Here is a 17018-nt window from a genome sequence, read left to right as displayed (position 1 = left end):
TTATGACAGAAAAAAATAATATTACACAAGATAAAATAGTAGAATTGTATATGAATTCAGTTTTAATATCTGGAAAGCCTTCTTCTATTTATTCATTTGCAGAAGATAACAATTTTGAAGAATCAGAATTTTACAAGCATTATTCAAGCTTTGAAAGTTTAGAAAAATCAATTTTCGCAATCTTTGCAAAAGAAACAATTCATTTATTACATAAAACGGAAGCTTATAAAGAGTACTCATCAAAAGATAAGTTATTAAGTTTCTATTTTACTTTTTTCGAATTGTTAACAGCAAACAGATCTTACGTTTTGTTTCAGTTTAAAGATGTGAAATCAAACTTTTCAAAATTATCAGTTTTAAAAAAATTACGAACAGAGTTTATACATTTTGTAAGTGGTATTAGTTTAGAAAAAATAGACTTTAAGAATGATAAAGTAAACGAAATTCAAGATAAAACAATCTCAGAAGGTTATTGGATTCAGTTATTAATGGTGCTGAAATTTTGGATTGATGATGAGTCATCAAACTTTGAAAAAACGGATGTCTTTATAGAGAAATCGGTTAAAGCGAGTTTTGATATTCAACAAATTGCACCTGTAAAGAGTGTAATAGATTTAGCGAAGTTTTTGTGGAAAGAAAAAGGAGTATCTGTATGAAAAGACTAGACAAAATACCAACATCTAAAATAGAAAGAGCAACCAAATTAGTTACTACAGGAATTAAAGTAGGAGTAAACTATGCTAAATATTACGGAAACAAAATAACAAAAAGCGAAGAGGAAGCACGAAATCAGTTAAATGAAGATAATGCAACTGATATTTACGACGGTTTAAAAGAATTGAAAGGATCGGCATTAAAAGTAGCGCAAATGCTAAGCATGGAAAAAAGCTTGTTGCCAAACGCTTATGTAGAAAAGTTTTCATTATCGCAATTTTCAGTTCCGCCTCTTTCTGGTCCTTTAGTTGTAAAAACATTTCAAAAATATTTTAAGAAAACACCTGAAGAGGTTTTTGATACGTTTACAGTAGAATCTGTAAATGCGGCAAGTATCGGTCAAGTGCATAGGGCTACAGTAAACAACAAAACATTGGCAGTTAAAATTCAATACCCAGGTGTTGCGAATAGTATCTCTACCGATTTAGCAATGGTAAAACCAATTGCAATGAAAATGTTTAATATAAAGGGGGAAGGTTCTGATGAGTATTTTAAAGAGGTTGAAAATAAATTATTAGAAGAAACTAATTATATACTAGAATTAGCTCAAAGTAATGAGATAGCAAATGCATGTAATAAGATACCAAACTTAAGATTTCCGAAGTATTACGAAGAATTCTCTTCTGATCGCATTTTAACGATGGATTGGATGGATGGTGTTCATCTTTCTGAGTTTACCCAAAAAGGATTGAATCAAGAAACTTCAAATAAGTTAGGGCAAGCATTATGGGATTTTTACATGTACCAATTACATGTCTTAAAAAAAGTACATGCCGACCCGCATCCTGGTAATTTTTTGGTTTCACCAGAAAACGATCTAATTGTTATTGATTTTGGGTGTATGAAAGAGGTTCCTCAAAGTTTTTATGTACCATATTTCGAATTAGCAGTGCGAGATAATATCGATAATCCAGCTTTTTTTGAAAGTAAGTTATATGAATTAGAAATTTTAAGAAAGGATGATACTGAAGAAGAAATAATCTTTTTTAAAGAATTGTTTTATGAGATGTTATCTTTATTTACGCAGCCGTTTCAACAAGAAGAATTTGATTTTTCTGATGAAAATTTCTTCGGTAAAATAGCAGCGTTAGGCGAGAAATATTCTAAAAGTACAGAGTTGAAAAAAATGAATGGAAATAGAGGTTCAAAGCATTTTATTTACATTAACAGAACCTTTTTTGGATTATATAATTTAATGCACGATTTAAAAGCTACAAATATTAAAATTAATAATTATAAAAATATATAATGCATTTATCTAGAGAGGCAATAGATGAGATGGAGCATCTATATAAAATAAACTTAATAAACAGTATTTCGGGTTATAAATCAGCAAACCTTATTGGTACAAAATCTGAAGATGGAGTAACAAATTTGGCTGTTTTTAGCTCAGTCGTTCATTATGGTTCTAGTCCTGCAATTTTAGGATTTGTACTACGTCCTACCACAGTAGCACGTAATACCTATGACAATATAAAGAAAACAGGTTTTTACACTATAAATGCAGTTTGTGAAGGTATAATTGAAGATGCGCACCATACATCAGCTAAATATGAATCGGGGATATCAGAATTTAATAAAACTGATTTAACACCAGAGTACAAAAATAGCTTTCACGCTCCTTACGTAACAGAGTCACCTTTGCAAATAGGAGTGAAGTTTTTAGAAGAATATCATATAAAAGCAAACGGAACTATTTTGGTTTTAGGAGAAGTAACCGACTTGTATTTTAAAGATTCAATGCTTTCAGAAGATGGTTTTTTAAATCTATCAAAAGAGAAAATTGCAGCAGTAAATGGTTTAGATACCTATATGGTTGCAGAGAAATATAAACGATTATCATATCAAAGACCAAAATAAATGAAAATTCTAATCACAGGAACCACAGGTTATATAGCTAAAAGATTGGTGTTAAAATTGCAAGAAGCAGGACATCAATTGGTGTGTTGTGTACGTGATTTAAATCGAGTTCCTGATGAAATAGAATATAAAAAAAACATTGAGTTTATAAAAGTAGATTTTTTAAACACCGAGGATGTTGTTTTTCCTTCAGATATAGATGTTGCCTATTATTTAATACATTCAATGGCAACTGATGCTATTAATTTTGAAGATTTAGAACAACGTTGCGCTAAAAATTTTAAAAACTTAGTTGAAAAAACGAATTGTAAGCAAGTTGTATATTTAAGTGGTATTGTTAATGATAGTTCTTTATCTAAACACTTAGCTTCTCGTTTTCAAGTTGAACAGAACTTGCAATCAAAAAAATACGGACTTACAACATTTAGAGCTGGTATTATTGTAGGTAGTGGTAGTGCATCTTTTGAGATTATTAGAGATATTGTAGAGAAATTACCATTAATGGTTACTCCAAAATGGTTAAATACTAAATCACAACCTATTGCTATTAGAGATGTGTTAGCCTTTTTAGAACGAGCAGTTGGAAACAAAGAATTATATAATAAGTCTTTTGATATTTGTGGAACAGAAATACTTACTTACAAACAAATGCTTTTGCAATTTGCAGAGGTAAGAGGCTTTAAAAGATACATTTTTACATTACCGTTGTTAACTCCAAAATTATCATCGTATTGGTTGTATTTCGTTACATCAACATCATTTAATCTGGCACAAGCATTAGTGGATAGTATGAAGGTTGAAGTAATTGCTAAAGCTAGTAATATTAATCAGCTTTTAGATGTACAGCCTATTTGTTATAAAGATGCGGTAAAGTTAGCATTTCAAAGAATAGAACAAAACGCTGTTGTATCAAGTTGGAAAGATGCAATTAGTAGCGGTACTTTTAAAGACCAATTGTCTGATCATATTCAAATACCACAGTACGGTTGTTTTAAAGACATTCGTTCTGTAAAAATCACAGATGAAGACTTTACTATAAATAAAATTTGGTCTATAGGAGGTAAAAACGGATGGTATAGTTTTAATGGTTTATGGAAAATAAGAGGCTATGTAGATAAAATATTTGGAGGAGTAGGTTTGCGTAGAGGAAGAACACATGATACAAATTTAGAAGCAGGTGATCCATTAGATTTTTGGCGTGTATTGTTAGCTGATAAGAAAGAAAAACGATTGTTGTTATTTGCCGAAATGAAGTTGCCAGGTGAGGCTTGGTTAGAATTTAAGATTGTAAAAGATAAACTATATCAAAGAGCCGTGTTTAGACCTAAAGGTGTCTTAGGGCGTTTATATTGGTATTCAGTTTTACCTTTTCATGCCTTTGTTTTTAAAGGAATGATAAATGCTCTAATCAATAAATAAAAGCGAGCTTATTAATTTTTCAATATTATGACTTATAGAGATTTAGATAGAATAATAGAAATGGCTTGGGAAGATCGAACCACTTTTGATGCTATAAAGTTTCAATTTGGACTAAAAGAACAACAAGTAATTGAATTAATGCGTAAAGAGTTAAAGCTTTCTAGTTTTAAATTATGGAGAGCAAGAGTTCAAGGCAGAAGTACGAAGCACCAAGCAAAACGAGAATTCGAAAAAGGAAGGTTTAAGTGTACAAGGCAACAAAGTATAAGTAATAATAAAATTTCTAAACGATAAAAAAATTAAGAGACTACTAATAAAAATACATAGAAAATGAAAACAATTATAGTCGTAGGAGGTAGTTCAGGTATAGGAAAAGCAGTTGTGAGTAAATTAAAAGAGACTCATGAAATTATAAATATTAGTAGAACAGTACCTGAAAAACACGTAAATGTAAAACATTATTCATGTGATGTTCTTGAAGATGAATTGCCTGCTGTAGATGAAGTTCATGGTCTTGTGTATTGCCCTGGGAGTATTAATTTAAAATCATTTACTCGACTTAAAGAAGCTGATTTTAAACAAGACTTTGAAATTAATGTTATTGGAGCTATTAAAACGCTAAAAGCATATGAAACTAATTTATCGAAAAATAATGGTAGTGTAGTGTTATTTAGTACTGTAGCAACATCTTTAGGAATGCCGTTTCATGCAAGTATCGCTACAAGTAAATCAGCTGTAGAAGGGTTAACAAAATCATTAGCTGCAGAGTATGCAACAAAAATCCGCTTTAACGCAATTGCGCCAACAGTAACAGACACACCGTTAGCAGCTCGTTTATTAAGAAATGAAAAACAGCAAGAAAGTATGCAAGATAGGCATCCGTTAAAAAAGTATTTAAAACCAGAAGAAGTAGCAAGTTTAGCTTGTTACTTATTATCAGAGGATGCAGGTTCAATTACAGGTCAAATTATTCCTTTAGATGCCGGAATTGTAAGTGTAAAAATATAAATCTAGGCAAATGAAATGGTTTATTCTATTTAGTGTTTTTTTATGTATGAATGATGAAATTATAATTTTTGATAAAAATAGTAGTAACCAAAATTGGTACATAACCAATGATGACGTTATGGGAGGAATATCTAACTCTTCAATGAAGCTTGATGAAGAAAAAAAGATGATTTTTTCTGGTAATGTTTCTTTAGATAATAATGGCGGATTTGCAATGACTCGATTACCTCTAAATATTAATTTTAATACAGATAAAACTAAAGTTGTTCTCAAGCTAAAAGGAGACGGTAAAAAATATCAGTTTAGAATTAAAGCTAAAAATAATCAGCGCTTTTGGTACATCCAATCTTTTCAAACATCAAAAAGTACAGAAGAAATAGAATTACCATTAAATAAATTTTATGCTTCTTTTAGAGGTTATAAATTAAATGTTGATAATTTTTCGGCAACTACAATAACCGAAATAGCAATTCTGATAGGGAATAAAAAGAATGAAAAATTTAAACTAGAAATAGAAAGAATAACACTTAAATAAATGAAAACATTAAAAATAACTTTACTTATGGCATTATTTAGTTTTTTAGGAAACGCACAAACTGTAGCATCTAAAGAATCTTTATATGATATAAAGATTGAAGGAATTGATGGGAAACAATTAGATCTTAACCAATACAAAGGAAAAAAAATACTATTCGTTAATGTAGCTTCTAAATGTGGATTTACAAAGCAATATGATGGTTTACAAGAGTTGTATGCTAAGCACAAAGAAAAATTAGTAGTTATAGGTTTGCCTTGTAACCAATTTGGTGGTCAAGAACCGGGTAAAGAATCAGAGATACAATCATTTTGTCGTTTAAATTATGGCGTAGATTTTCCTCTGACTGAAAAACTAGATGTTAAAGGAGATAAGCAACATTCATTATACCAATGGTTAACACAAAAAAGTAAGAACGGTAAAATGAATTCTTCAGTAAAATGGAATTTTCAAAAGTATTTAGTAGATGAAAAAGGAAGGTTGATTGATGTTTTTTATTCAATAACAAAACCTATGAGTTCTAAAATAACCAAGCTTTTATAAATGATTAATTTTAAGAAGCATTCAGGGATTTATACTTTAGAAACGGAACAAGAATTAAAAATTCCGTTAGAAAAGGCTTGGGATTATTTTTCGTCACCAGAAAATTTAGCGAAGATTACACCTCCTAAAATGGGGTTTAATATTACATCTAAAGTTGATCAAAAAGCATATCAAGGGCAAATTATAACTTATAAAGTATCTCCAGTAGCTTTTATTAAAACAAATTGGGTAACAGAAATAACACAGGTTAAGGAGCAAGAGTTTTTTATTGATGAACAACGTTTCGGACCATATTCAATGTGGCATCATGAGCATTGGTTTGAAAAATTAGCGAACGGAAATACCTTAATGAAAGACAAAATATCGTATAAAATTCCGTTTGGTTTTTTAGGACATATAGCGCAAGTAGTATTTATAAAAAAGCAGCTAAAAACAATTTTTGAATACAGGTTTGTAACTTTAGAAAAGATGTTTAATGGTAAATAAAGTTGTTGTATTCTGGTTTCGTAGAGATTTACGATTGGAAGATAATGTAGGATTATATAATGCTTTAAAATCTAAAAGGAAAGTATTGCCTGTATTTATTTTTGATGAAGAAATATTAGAGAACTTACCGAAAGACGATGCAAGAGTCTCTTTTATTTATCAAACATTATCAGTGTTAGATGAAACGTTAAAAACTGAAGGATCTTCACTGTTAGTTAAGAAAGGAAATCCTATTGAGGTATGGAAAGAGTTGTTGTTAACGTTTAATATTACATCGGTTTATACAAATAAAGATTACGAACCCTACGCTATTAAAAGGGATAATGAAGTTAAAGAATTTTTAAAGTCCAATAGTATTGATTTTTACAGTTATAAAGATCAAGTTGTATTTGAAGAGGATGAAGTTGTAAAAAAAGATGGACTACCTTATACTATTTATACACCTTATAAAAATAAGTGGCTACAAAATTTTAATGCTGAGGTTGATTTAAAAGAGTTTGCAATTACATTTTCTGATTTTCATAAACTTACAACTGTTTTGCCTTCTTTAGAATCAATAGGGTTTAATGAAAGTCCTATAAAGGTAAAACCTTATAATTTATCAAGTTTACAGAATTACGATGAGGTTCGTGATTTTCCTTTTATTGATAAAACATCGTATTTGTCACCTTACTTTCGGTTTGGCTTAGTAAGTGCTCGAAAAATGGTTCAATTTGCTTTAAAAACGAATGCTATTTTCTTAAATGAATTAATTTGGCGAGAGTTTTTCATGCAAATACTATTTCATTTTCCGAAAGTGGTTACTAATAATTTTAAACAGAAATATGATGTTGTTCCTTGGAGGAATAATGAGGCCGAATTTAAGAAGTGGTGTAAGGGAGAAACGGGGTATCCGATGGTTGATGCAGGTATGCGACAACTAAATAAAACTGGCTATATGCACAATCGTGTACGAATGATTACAGCAGGTTTTTTGTGTAAACATTTGTTAATTGATTGGCGCTGGGGAGAAGCATATTTTGCTGAGAAGTTATTAGACTATGAACTATCTGCAAATAATGGAAATTGGCAGTGGGCAGCAGGTACAGGCTGCGATGCAGCTCCGTATTTTAGAGTTTTTAATCCAGAAGCACAGTTAAAAAAGTTTGATAAAGACTTACAATATATTAGAAAATGGGTTGAAGATTTTGATGAACTAACATACCCAGAACCAATGGTTGAACATAAGCTAGCAAGAGAAAGAGCGATTGCAACTTATAAAAAAGCATTAAACTAAAAAAGGTTCAAAGAATATATTCTTTGAACCTTTTTTTAATATTGTAACTTATATTCTAAGCAATATAGTCTTTCGCTTTTTCTAAAGCTTTCGGAATTCCACCTGGGTTTTTACCACCAGCAGTAGCAAAGAAATTTTGTCCACCACCACCACCGTGAATCAGTTTTCCAAGTTCTCTAACTACTTTTCCAGCATCATAACCACGTTCTGCAGCTAATTCTTTAGAAATATAACATGTTAACATTGCTTTGTCAGCTTTTTCAGATGAAGCAAAGAATAAGAATAAGTTTTGAAACTCTTTACCTAAAGCAAAAGCTAAGTTTTTAATTCCGTTAGCATCTAAATCTACTTTAGTTGCTAAAAACTGTACTCCATTTATCTCTTGTAGTTGATTTCTTAATTCACCAGATAGGTTTTGAGCTTTTTCTTTTAATAATTGCTCCACTTGCTTTTTTAAAGCTGTATTTTCATCTTGTAAACTATTTACAGATTTTGCTACGTCTTTAGGATTTTTTAATAATTGTTTTACCGCAGAAAAGTTGCGTTCAACATCCTCAAAATAATTTCCAACAGCAACATTTGTAATCGCTTCAATTCTTCTGATTCCAGAAGCAACTGCTCCTTCAGATTTAATTTTAAAATACCAAATATCACCAGTTTGTGCTACGTGAGTACCTCCACATAACTCCATAGATTGACCAAATTTAATAGCTCTTACAGAATCTCCGTATTTTTCTCCAAATAAAGCAATAGCACCTTCATCAATAGCTTGTTGCATTGGTATGTTTCTTCTTTCAACTAAAGAAAGGTTTTCACGAATACGAGCATTTACAAAGTTTTCTATTTCTTGTAATTGATCAGCATCTACTTTAGAAAAATGAGAGAAATCAAAACGTAAGTGTTTTGGACTTACTAATGATCCTTTTTGTTCAACATGTGTTCCTAAAATAGTACGTAATGCTTGATGTAATAAATGCGTTGCAGTATGATTACTAGCAGATAAATGTCTGAATTCATCATTCACTACTGCTTTAAACTTTTCATTTAAATTTTTAGGTAAATTTTTAGTGTAGTGAATAATAAGGTTATTTTCTTTCTTAGTGTTAACTACGTAAATAACATCTCCGTTAGACGTTTCTATATAACCTACATCACCAACTTGCCCTCCACCTTCAGGATAAAAAGGAGTCATGTTAAATACCAATTGGTATTGCTCACCATCTTTTTTTGTAGTTACTTTTCTGTAACGTGTTAATTTAACATCAGCAGTTAAAGTATCGTAACCTATAAACTCTTCCTCATCATCTTCTATTAAAACATTCCAATCGTCAGTTTCAATAGCAGTTGCAGCTCTTCCTCTATCTTGTTGCTCTTTTAAAGCTGTTTTATATTCTTCTTCATTGTAGCTAAATCCTTTTTCAGATAAAACTAAAGCCGTTAAATCTTCAGGAAAACCATAAGTATCTTTTAGTTCAAATACCTTTTTTCCAGAAATTAATTTATCAGCAGCATTAGCAGTTATCGTATCTAATAAAAGCAAACCTTGTTCTAATGTTTTTAAGAAAGAGTGCTCTTCTTCTTTAATTACATTATGCGCTAACTGTTCTTGTGCTTTTATCTCAGGGAAAGCATCTCCCATTTGCTCACTTAATGTTTCTACTAATTTGTAGATAAAAGGTTCTTTCTGATTAAGGAAAGTAAAGCCATAACGAATAGCTCTTCTTAATATCCTTCTAATAACATAACCAGCACCAGTATTACTTGGTAATTGACCATCGGCAATAGAAAATGCTACAGCACGAACATGATCAGCAATAACACGAATTGCAATGTCAGTTTCGTCTCCAGTAACAGAAGTGTCTTCATATTTTACACCGGTAATAGTTTCAATCTCTCTAATAATCGGTGTAAAAACATCAGTATCATAATTAGATTGCACACCTTGCAATGCCATACATAAACGCTCAAACCCCATACCAGTATCAATATGTGTTGAAGGTAAGTTTTCTAAACTTCCGTTTGCTTTACGGTTGTATTGCATAAAAACTAAGTTCCATACTTCAACAACATGTGGATGATCTAAATTAACCAGTGATGCACCCGATACTTTTGCTTTTTCTTCCGCAGAGCGGATATCTATATGAATTTCTGAACAAGGTCCACAAGGTCCTTGCGCACCCATTTCCCAGAAATTATCTTTTTTATTACCTAATAAAATACGATCTTCAGCAATGTATTGTTTCCAAATATCATAAGCTTCAGTATCTTTATCTAAACCTTCCTCTTTATCACCTTCAAAAATAGTAACATATAAAATGTCTTTATCTATTTTATATACTTCAGTAAGTAATTCCCAAGCCCAAGCAATTGCTTCTTTCTTAAAGTAATCACCAAAAGACCAATTTCCAAGCATTTCAAATAATGTGTGATGATAGGTGTCTTTTCCTACTTCTTCTAAATCATTATGTTTTCCAGAAACACGCAAGCATTTCTGAGAATCAGCAACCCTCGAATTCACTACTTTTTTCTGCCCTAAAAAATACTCTTTAAAAGGAACCATACCTGCGTTTACAAACATTAAAGTAGGGTCGTTCTTTAACACCATTGGTGCAGACGGAACTATATTATGGTTTTTAGATTTATAAAATTCTAAAAATTTTGATCTTATTTCTTGAGATTTCATACGATTTGAGCTCGAAATTTTGTTAAATAATAATTAAAAAACAACTAAAGAAAAGTAGTTTTAAAACATTTTGTAAATTTGTGTGTTATCAAAAACGTCCCCTTAAAAGAAGTTGCTTGTTTTAACAAGCACAAAAATAGTATATTTAGTATTATGGCGAAAGTAAAATATTATTACGACCCCGAGACATTATCGTACCGAAAAATAGAGTCTAAAAAGAGTGAAACATATAAAAAATATTTTTTAGGAGTTGTAGGTGCTTTGTTAATTGCTTTCTTTGGTTTTATTGGGTTTAGTCAGTTTTTAATGTCTCCAAATGAGAGGTCTCAGAAGAGAGAAATCGAAAATTTTAAGCTTCATACAGAGTTAATGTCTAAAGAAATAGGTGTGTTATCTGAACGATTAGCTGAATTACAAGAGAGAGATGATAATATTTATAGAACTTATTTTGAAGCAAGTCCTATACCTGAAGAACAACGTAAAGCTGGTTTTGGAGGTGTAAATAGGTACAAGCATTTAGAAGGTTTTAAGAATAGTGCGATGATTGCGAATGTAACTAAAGAGATAGAAATCTTATCTAAACAAATGGTTGTGCAATCAAAATCGTTAGATGAAATTGTTAGTTTGGCAAAGGAGAAAGAAAAAATGTTAGCGTCAATACCAGCAATACAACCTATGAAAAATGAAGATTTAAGGAGAATGGCATCTGGTTATGGTATGCGATTACATCCGATTTTAAAATCATGGAAAATGCATAATGGAATGGATTTTACTGCTCCAAAGGGTACACCTATATTTGCATCAGGAAATGGAATAGTAAGAAAAGCGCATCGTAGTTCGTCTTTTGGTAATGTTGTATACATAAGCCATGGATACGGTTATGAAACTATTTATGCGCATATGAGTAAAATTTTGGCTAAGAAAGGTCAGAAAGTAAAACGTGGAGATATTATTGGGTATGTTGGTAATACCGGACGTTCTGCAGCACCTCATTTACATTATGAAGTACATAAAAATGGTAGACCTGTAAACCCTATTTATTATTATTACGGAGATTTAACTCCAGAAGAGTTTGTAGCGATGCAAAAAGCATCACAGCAAAAAGGGCAATCGTACGATTAATTAGAATTTTTGAAAACCAATGTATGTAGAACTACCTGAAAAAAGATATTATAAAATAGGCGAAGTAGCTAAGGCTTTCGACGTTAATGTTTCATTAATTCGTTTTTGGGAACAAGAGTTTGATGTAATAAAACCCAAAAAAAATGCGAAAGGAAATAGATTATTTACTAAAGAAGATATTGAGAATTTTAAATTAATATATAATTTAGTAAAAGAAAGAGGTTTTACTTTAGAGGGTGCAAAGAAAAAATTAAAGAGAAACCCAGAAGGAGTAATAAGTAATCACGAAATTATTAGTAGATTAGAAGCTGTAAAAGCTGAATTACAAAAAATTAAAAATCAATTATAAAACAATTTTAAAAATATGAAAAAATTTCTTCCTATAATTCTTATAGCTATTATTGCCTATGGATTTTATAACTGGGCTGTAGGTTTTCAAAACAATGCGGTAGAATTTCAAGAAAATGCAAAAACTAGTTGGTCTAACGTAGAGAGTTCTTACCAACGTAGAAATGATTTAATTGGTAATTTAGTTAAAACAGTACAAGGAGCTGCTGATTTTGAAAAAGAAACATTAACACAAGTTATTGAAGCAAGAGCAAAAGCAACTTCTGTAAACATAAATGCAGGAGAGTTAACTCCTGAAAAGATGGCTCAATTTCAAAAAGCACAATCTGGCTTATCAGGAGCTTTATCTAAATTATTGGTTTCTGTAGAGCGTTATCCAGATCTTAAAGCAAATAGAAACTTCTTAGAATTACAAAGTCAATTAGAAGGTACAGAAAATCGTATTAATGTTGCGCGTGATCGTTTTAATGAAAAGGTTAACATTTACAATAAATTAATTAAGAAATTTCCTGGTTCTTTCTTAGCAGGGATTTTCAATTTTACTGAAATGAACCGTTATAAAGCAGACGCAGGTTCAGAAAAAGCACCTGATGTAAATTTTAAATTCTAAATATGTCTAAAGTAGAAGATTTTCTTTCATTAAAAGAAGAAGAGGAAATCGTTAATGCAATTAGGCAAGCTGAACGAAATACTTCTGGTGAAATACGTGTACATATAGAGAAAACAACAATAATTTCTCATTATGACCGTGCGTTAGAAGTATTTCAGAAGCTTAAAATGTTTAATACCAAAGAGCAAAATGCAGTATTAATTTACCTAGCTGTAGAAGATCATAAATTTGTTATTTATGGTGATAAAGGTATTGATGCTGTTATTGCAGATGATTTTTGGGATACGACAAGAAATATCATGCAAGAAGAATTTAAACAAGGTAATTTTACACAAGGAATTGTTAAAGGTATTTTAAAAGCCGGAAATGAATTAAAAACCCATTTTCCGTGGCAGATTGATGATGAAAATGAATTGTCTAATGAAATTTCTAAAGGATGATTCAAAGATTATTAGTCATTAATAAAAAAGTTTTACTCTTTATAATAGCTTTCGCTTTTATACAAACATTGTTTTCGCAAGGATTTGAAATACCTAAAAAACCTAATGAAGAAACAAGTGTTTATGATTATGTAGGATTGCTATCTAAAGGGCAGAAGGTTAACTTAGAAAATAAGTTAATTAAATATTCTGATACCACTTCGACACAAATTGTAATTGCTATAATTGATTCTACTAAAGGAGAAAATATTAACTATTTAGGAGCTAATTGGGGGGAGAAATGGGGAATAGGACAAGCTGAAGAAGATAATGGTGTTTTAGTTTTATTAGCAAAAAGTGATCGTAAAATATCTATTCAAGCAGGTAAAGGAACAGAGCATTTACTAACTGATTTTCTTTCAAAAAGAATTATTGAAAGAGAGATAATTCCTCAATTTAAACGTGGTGATTATTATGCTGGTTTAAATAGTGGAGCAGATGCTATTTTTAAAGCATTAAATGGCGAATACAAAGGAAGTAGAAAAAAATCAAAAGACTTCGATCCAAGTTTTATCATTTTTATAATTATCCTTATTATCTTTTTTGTTTTAATATTTAGAGGTAATAAAGGTAACCGAGGTGGTGGTAAAAGAAATTATAGAAGATCAGATTCGAGAAGTATTTTAGAAACCATAATTTTAAGCAATGCCGGACGAGGAGGTTTCGGTGGTAGTGGCGGATTCGGCGGTTCATCAGGAGGTTTTGATGGTGGCGGTTTCGGCGGCGGCTTCGGTGGTGGAAGTTTTGGCGGAGGTGGTGCATCTGGAGGTTGGTAATTCATATAAAAGCATAGATTTCGTTTAAACGAATTATAAAAAAAGTACTTGTTATTATTGACGATGATTCAATAATAACAAGTACTTTTTTTAGTAGTAATTCTATTTTGTAGAAATGTATTTTAATAATGAAGTACACATTGTATTAATTTGTTCAAAATTTGGGCTTTTAGAAGGAACATTAGAAAGTACAACAACTGCTTTTTTATTTTTCTTATCAATAGCAAGTGCAGATGAGTACCCGCCAGTGTTTCCGTTATGAAATAGAATTGTGAAGTCAGCATCTCCTGTAATAAACCACCCTAAACCTAAACCTTGATGTTCATCATGACTATAGGTTATAGTTTGTGGTAAATTATATACATCATCCTCTTCAAAATTCTTATGAATAAACTTTTCTAAATCAGCTACAGATGATTTTATTCCTCCTGCTGCAACCGAGGTATTTGTAAAGTTCCAATTTGGAGAGATATTTCCGTTTTCATCAAGCCCTGAGACTAACAAATTTGGATCAATATTTGATAGTTCTGTTGTAGAGTTATTCATTTGTAATGGAGTAAGAATTGTTTCTTGTAAAAGGTTTTCATAAGTTTTTCCTGCTTTTTTTGATAATATATAACCTAATAAACTTGCTCCTAAATTTGAATACTCGAATTTAGAACCTATTTCGTTCTTTAAAACAATTTCATTTTTTAAATAATCTTCTAGTAAATTTGGAGTATAACTAGCAAACGGATCTATAGGGTTAAAATCAGGTGCTGCGTCATAGTTAGTAGGAACACGAGGTAGCCCAGAAGTATGATTTGCTAATTGCGATAATTGTATGTTACCTCCATTTTTTAAAGTAAAATTAAATTGTTCTTGTAGTGTTTCGCTTAAAGATGCTTTGCCTTTATTAATAGCGTCTGAAAGTAGTATGCTTGTAAATACTTTTGTTATCGATCCTATTTCAAATACATTATTTTTGTTATTTGCAATTTGAAATACATCATTCTTTTTTAGCACACCAATATAATCTGTCTCATTATTATCAATAATAGCAATCGAAATTTCTGTAGAATTAGGAAAGTTTGTAAGATTCTCTTTTATAAGAGCCGCTTTATTTTTATCTGCTATTTCAGTAGTAAAATCGGTAGGTTCTATTTTAGGTTCTTCATCATTACAACTTATTAAGAAAAAGATAAAAAGAAATGCAATTTTGTAAATGTAGTGTTTCATAAATTTTTGTTTTATAATTTTTATAGCGCAAATCTATCTTATTGATTTTCAGTAAATGTTAAAGAATATTTAATTAAAATATAATTGAATACTAATAAAAACTAAATGAAATGCTAAATAGTAAAACGAAATAAAAGAGAAGCTGTTCAATACTTTTTTTATATTTACTTTTAGTAATAAATAAGAAAATGAAAAAGCCGTATTTATTTTTATGTAGTTTATTTGCGTTGATTAGCTGTCAGAATTTCGGGCAGTTACATATACTTGCTGATTTGCCAAACTCTTTAGAAGAAGTTTCTGGGATACAAAAAATAAAAGGCTCAGATTTATTATGGATGCTTAATGATAGCGGAAATAAACCAATTATTTACGGGGTAGATACCAAAGGTAAAATTATACGAGAGGTTGTTGTTAAAGCAAAAAATAATGACTGGGAAGATATAACTTCTGATGAGGAAGGAAATTTATATATAGCAGATTTTGGGAATAACAATAACAAGCGAAGAGACTTAAGAATACTTAAAATAAGTTATCAAGATTTGTTGGTGAAAGATGAGGTTGCAGTCCAAAAAATTAAGTTTTATTATCCTTCACAAAAAAAGTTTCCACCTAAGAAGAAAAGACGTTTTTTTGATGCAGAGAGTTTATTATATAAAGATGGCTTTTTATTCATTTTTACTAAAAGCAGAGTTACTAATAATTTTGGAAAAACAACTTTATATAAAATTCCCGCTATAAAAGGAAATCATGAAGCAAAATTCATTTCAACTTTTGAAACATGCACTGATTTTCATTGTTGGGTAACAGCAGCAGCAATTTCTCCTGATAAAAAAAAGGTTGCATTACTAAATCACCAATCGGTTTTTGTATTTACAAATTTTCTTGAAGACGATTTTCTATCAGGAGATGTAAAAGAATTTCCTTTGGGGTATGTTTCTCAAAAAGAAGGGATCGTTTTTAAAGATAATAAAACACTTTATATTACTGATGAAAGAGCACATTTAAAAGGTGGTAAATTGTACGAATTCTATTTAAATTAATCGTAATTCGTTTTTTGATACTCATCTATCCACTCTTTCGGAAACTTGTTATACAAATCAATTAAAACAGGTTTATTTATCTCCTCAGATTGAAAATCTTTATAAAAACTCCCTAATAACCAAACTTGTGTGTTTTTTAGTTCTTTTTTATGTAAATTTAGTAATGCTTTTTTAGAAGTTTCATCAGCGTCTAATAACAAAAGAACAAGTGAAGCCGCAGTTTCAAAATTACTATCTAAATAAAAATCTAAACCATTTTTAATACGAGTTAAAAGTAGTTTGTTTGATAAAAAAGGAGCAAAACGAATTCTTTTTTTACGTAGATTCGGGTAGCATGAATAACTATTACTTAAATTTAAGAATTTAATTGATGCTATATAATCCTCATAAGAGAGAGTTGCTATTTTAGGTAAATCACTATTGTTTTTAAAGTCGAAAAGTAAAAACATTTTAGAAGCGCTAACATAGGTTTTATCCATGTCATTGTCTAATATGTTTTTTTCTACAGCAGCCAAAAATAAAGGAAAATTTAGTTTGCTAGGCACATCCCAAATACCTAATTTTATTCTGTAATAATAGGCGAGGTAAATATTTTTTTGCGATATTTTTGTCATCTTCGTTTTCATTACTCTGTTAATTTCATAATGAAACGAAGGGTAAAATTGTCCCTGAAAATCATGTAAACGAGCTTCTTCTTCGCTATCAATAAAATTTTGAATGATGCCGTTGTTATCTTTTTTTATAGCTACTACAAAATTTAAGTTGTTGTAACGTTTTTCTTGCTGTTTTATTAAGTGTTCTTTATCCATTGTTAATAAGATATGTTTTCTTTTTGTACTTCAAAAGCTAATAAAGTGTTATTTCTTTTACTTCATAGTGTAAAATTATAGCGTTTTTCTCT

General features: G+C 30.3%; 19 protein-coding genes. 16 read left to right on the top strand and 3 right to left on the bottom strand.

The features are described from left to right. Positions 1–2: 2 nt before the first annotated feature. Genes H518_RS0117695 through H518_RS0117650 form a run of 10 tightly spaced genes read left to right on the top strand, consistent with a single transcriptional unit; the run spans position 3 to position 7841 of the window. Positions 3–656, top strand: a complete 654-nt coding sequence (locus H518_RS0117695; RefSeq protein ID WP_028890315.1) for a TetR family transcriptional regulator C-terminal domain-containing protein — start codon at positions 3–5, stop codon at positions 654–656. Then, the gene (locus H518_RS0117690; RefSeq protein WP_028890314.1) at positions 653–1963 is read left to right on the top strand and encodes an ABC1 kinase family protein; all 1311 of its coding nucleotides are present in this window, start codon (positions 653–655) and stop codon (positions 1961–1963) included. Before H518_RS0117695 ends, H518_RS0117690 begins: the two co-directional genes overlap by 4 nt. After that, positions 1963–2574: a flavin reductase family protein gene (locus H518_RS0117685; protein ID WP_043707225.1), complete on the top strand. Its 612-nt coding sequence runs from the start codon at positions 1963–1965 to the stop codon at positions 2572–2574. The genes H518_RS0117690 and H518_RS0117685 overlap by 1 nt, the downstream gene beginning before the upstream one ends. Further along, positions 2575–3993, top strand: coding sequence for an SDR family oxidoreductase (locus tag H518_RS0117680; protein WP_028890312.1), 1419 nt, complete (start codon positions 2575–2577; stop codon positions 3991–3993). It begins immediately after the preceding gene. 27 nt (positions 3994–4020) lie between these two features. Then, positions 4021–4287, top strand: coding sequence for a TIGR03643 family protein (locus H518_RS0117675; RefSeq protein ID WP_028890311.1), 267 nt, complete (start codon positions 4021–4023; stop codon positions 4285–4287). A gap of 36 nt (positions 4288–4323) precedes the next feature. After that, positions 4324–5001, top strand: a complete 678-nt coding sequence (locus H518_RS0117670; RefSeq protein ID WP_028890310.1) for an SDR family NAD(P)-dependent oxidoreductase — start codon at positions 4324–4326, stop codon at positions 4999–5001. Between the two features lie 10 nt (positions 5002–5011). Further along, the gene (locus tag H518_RS0117665) at positions 5012–5536 is read left to right on the top strand and encodes a CIA30 family protein (RefSeq protein ID WP_051263834.1); all 525 of its coding nucleotides are present in this window, start codon (positions 5012–5014) and stop codon (positions 5534–5536) included. A gap of 27 nt (positions 5537–5563) precedes the next feature. Beyond that, complete coding sequence (locus tag H518_RS0117660) at positions 5564–6079, top strand: glutathione peroxidase (protein ID WP_240472532.1); 516 nt, start codon at positions 5564–5566, stop codon at positions 6077–6079. Beyond that, entirely contained in the window at positions 6080–6565 is a 486-nt protein-coding gene (locus H518_RS0117655) for an SRPBCC family protein (protein WP_043707223.1), read from the top strand. Then, the gene (locus H518_RS0117650; RefSeq protein ID WP_028890306.1) at positions 6555–7841 is read left to right on the top strand and encodes a cryptochrome/photolyase family protein; all 1287 of its coding nucleotides are present in this window, start codon (positions 6555–6557) and stop codon (positions 7839–7841) included. Before H518_RS0117655 ends, H518_RS0117650 begins: the two co-directional genes overlap by 11 nt. Before the next feature lie 55 nt (positions 7842–7896). Here H518_RS0117650 and alaS read toward each other — a convergent pair whose 3' ends face one another. Then, the gene (gene alaS, locus H518_RS0117645; protein WP_028890305.1) at positions 7897–10524 is read right to left on the bottom strand and encodes an alanine--tRNA ligase; all 2628 of its coding nucleotides are present in this window, start codon (positions 10522–10524) and stop codon (positions 7897–7899) included. Positions 10525–10677: 153 nt separating this feature from the next. Here alaS and H518_RS0117640 point away from each other — a divergent pair, with 153 nt between their 5' ends. Genes H518_RS0117640 through H518_RS0117620 form a run of 5 tightly spaced genes read left to right on the top strand, consistent with a single transcriptional unit; the run spans position 10678 to position 13859 of the window. Continuing rightward, positions 10678–11646 (top strand): M23 family metallopeptidase, encoded by a 969-nt coding sequence (locus H518_RS0117640; RefSeq protein WP_028890304.1) that lies wholly within the window; start codon positions 10678–10680, stop codon positions 11644–11646. Between the two features lie 19 nt (positions 11647–11665). Further along, positions 11666–11995: a MerR family transcriptional regulator gene (locus H518_RS0117635; protein WP_028890303.1), complete on the top strand. Its 330-nt coding sequence runs from the start codon at positions 11666–11668 to the stop codon at positions 11993–11995. Positions 11996–12010: 15 nt separating this feature from the next. Next, positions 12011–12604 (top strand): LemA family protein, encoded by a 594-nt coding sequence (locus H518_RS0117630; protein ID WP_028890302.1) that lies wholly within the window; start codon positions 12011–12013, stop codon positions 12602–12604. A 2-nt stretch (positions 12605–12606) separates the two neighbouring features. Continuing rightward, positions 12607–13044, top strand: coding sequence for a TPM domain-containing protein (locus tag H518_RS0117625; RefSeq protein WP_028890301.1), 438 nt, complete (start codon positions 12607–12609; stop codon positions 13042–13044). Then, positions 13041–13859 carry a TPM domain-containing protein gene (locus tag H518_RS0117620; protein WP_051263833.1) on the top strand — a complete coding sequence of 273 codons (819 nt, stop codon included), beginning with the start codon at positions 13041–13043 and terminating at the stop codon, positions 13857–13859. Before H518_RS0117625 ends, H518_RS0117620 begins: the two co-directional genes overlap by 4 nt. Before the next feature lie 102 nt (positions 13860–13961). Here H518_RS0117620 and H518_RS20150 read toward each other — a convergent pair whose 3' ends face one another. Then, positions 13962–15077, bottom strand: a complete 1116-nt coding sequence (locus H518_RS20150) for a serine hydrolase domain-containing protein (protein WP_051263832.1) — start codon at positions 15075–15077, stop codon at positions 13962–13964. A 188-nt stretch (positions 15078–15265) separates the two neighbouring features. Here H518_RS20150 and H518_RS0117610 point away from each other — a divergent pair, with 188 nt between their 5' ends. Next, positions 15266–16117: an NHL repeat-containing protein gene (locus H518_RS0117610; protein WP_028890299.1), complete on the top strand. Its 852-nt coding sequence runs from the start codon at positions 15266–15268 to the stop codon at positions 16115–16117. Here H518_RS0117610 and H518_RS0117605 read toward each other — a convergent pair. Beyond that, entirely contained in the window at positions 16114–16926 is an 813-nt protein-coding gene (locus H518_RS0117605) for a hypothetical protein (RefSeq protein WP_043707221.1), read from the bottom strand. The genes H518_RS0117610 and H518_RS0117605 overlap by 4 nt on opposite strands. Positions 16927–17018 lie beyond the last annotated feature (92 nt).

This window comes from Tenacibaculum ovolyticum DSM 18103 (genome assembly GCF_000430545.1).
Taxonomy (GTDB): domain Bacteria; phylum Bacteroidota; class Bacteroidia; order Flavobacteriales; family Flavobacteriaceae; genus Polaribacter; species Polaribacter ovolyticus.
Note: the sequence above shows the minus strand (reverse complement) of the source record. Positions and strands in the feature narration are given on the sequence as shown.

Coding starts and splice junctions, on each gene's coding strand:
- H518_RS0117670 (WP_028890310.1), top strand. CDS start 4,324: ATGAAAACAATTATAGTCGTAGGAGGTAGTTCAGGTATAGGAAAAGCA.
- H518_RS0117605 (WP_043707221.1), bottom strand. CDS start 16,926: ATGGATAAAGAACACTTAATAAAACAGCAAGAAAAACGTTACAACAAC.
- H518_RS0117610 (WP_028890299.1), top strand. CDS start 15,266: ATGAAAAAGCCGTATTTATTTTTATGTAGTTTATTTGCGTTGATTAGC.
- alaS (WP_028890305.1), bottom strand. CDS start 10,524: ATGAAATCTCAAGAAATAAGATCAAAATTTTTAGAATTTTATAAATCT.
- H518_RS0117650 (WP_028890306.1), top strand. CDS start 6,555: ATGGTAAATAAAGTTGTTGTATTCTGGTTTCGTAGAGATTTACGATTG.
- H518_RS0117685 (WP_043707225.1), top strand. CDS start 1,963: ATGCATTTATCTAGAGAGGCAATAGATGAGATGGAGCATCTATATAAA.
- H518_RS0117690 (WP_028890314.1), top strand. CDS start 653: ATGAAAAGACTAGACAAAATACCAACATCTAAAATAGAAAGAGCAACC.
- H518_RS0117680 (WP_028890312.1), top strand. CDS start 2,575: ATGAAAATTCTAATCACAGGAACCACAGGTTATATAGCTAAAAGATTG.
- H518_RS0117675 (WP_028890311.1), top strand. CDS start 4,021: ATGACTTATAGAGATTTAGATAGAATAATAGAAATGGCTTGGGAAGAT.
- H518_RS0117655 (WP_043707223.1), top strand. CDS start 6,080: ATGATTAATTTTAAGAAGCATTCAGGGATTTATACTTTAGAAACGGAA.
- H518_RS0117630 (WP_028890302.1), top strand. CDS start 12,011: ATGAAAAAATTTCTTCCTATAATTCTTATAGCTATTATTGCCTATGGA.
- H518_RS0117665 (WP_051263834.1), top strand. CDS start 5,012: ATGAAATGGTTTATTCTATTTAGTGTTTTTTTATGTATGAATGATGAA.
- H518_RS0117620 (WP_051263833.1), top strand. CDS start 13,041: ATGATTCAAAGATTATTAGTCATTAATAAAAAAGTTTTACTCTTTATA.
- H518_RS0117640 (WP_028890304.1), top strand. CDS start 10,678: ATGGCGAAAGTAAAATATTATTACGACCCCGAGACATTATCGTACCGA.
- H518_RS20150 (WP_051263832.1), bottom strand. CDS start 15,077: ATGAAACACTACATTTACAAAATTGCATTTCTTTTTATCTTTTTCTTA.
- H518_RS0117695 (WP_028890315.1), top strand. CDS start 3: ATGACAGAAAAAAATAATATTACACAAGATAAAATAGTAGAATTGTAT.
- H518_RS0117660 (WP_240472532.1), top strand. CDS start 5,564: ATGGCATTATTTAGTTTTTTAGGAAACGCACAAACTGTAGCATCTAAA.
- H518_RS0117625 (WP_028890301.1), top strand. CDS start 12,607: ATGTCTAAAGTAGAAGATTTTCTTTCATTAAAAGAAGAAGAGGAAATC.
- H518_RS0117635 (WP_028890303.1), top strand. CDS start 11,666: ATGTATGTAGAACTACCTGAAAAAAGATATTATAAAATAGGCGAAGTA.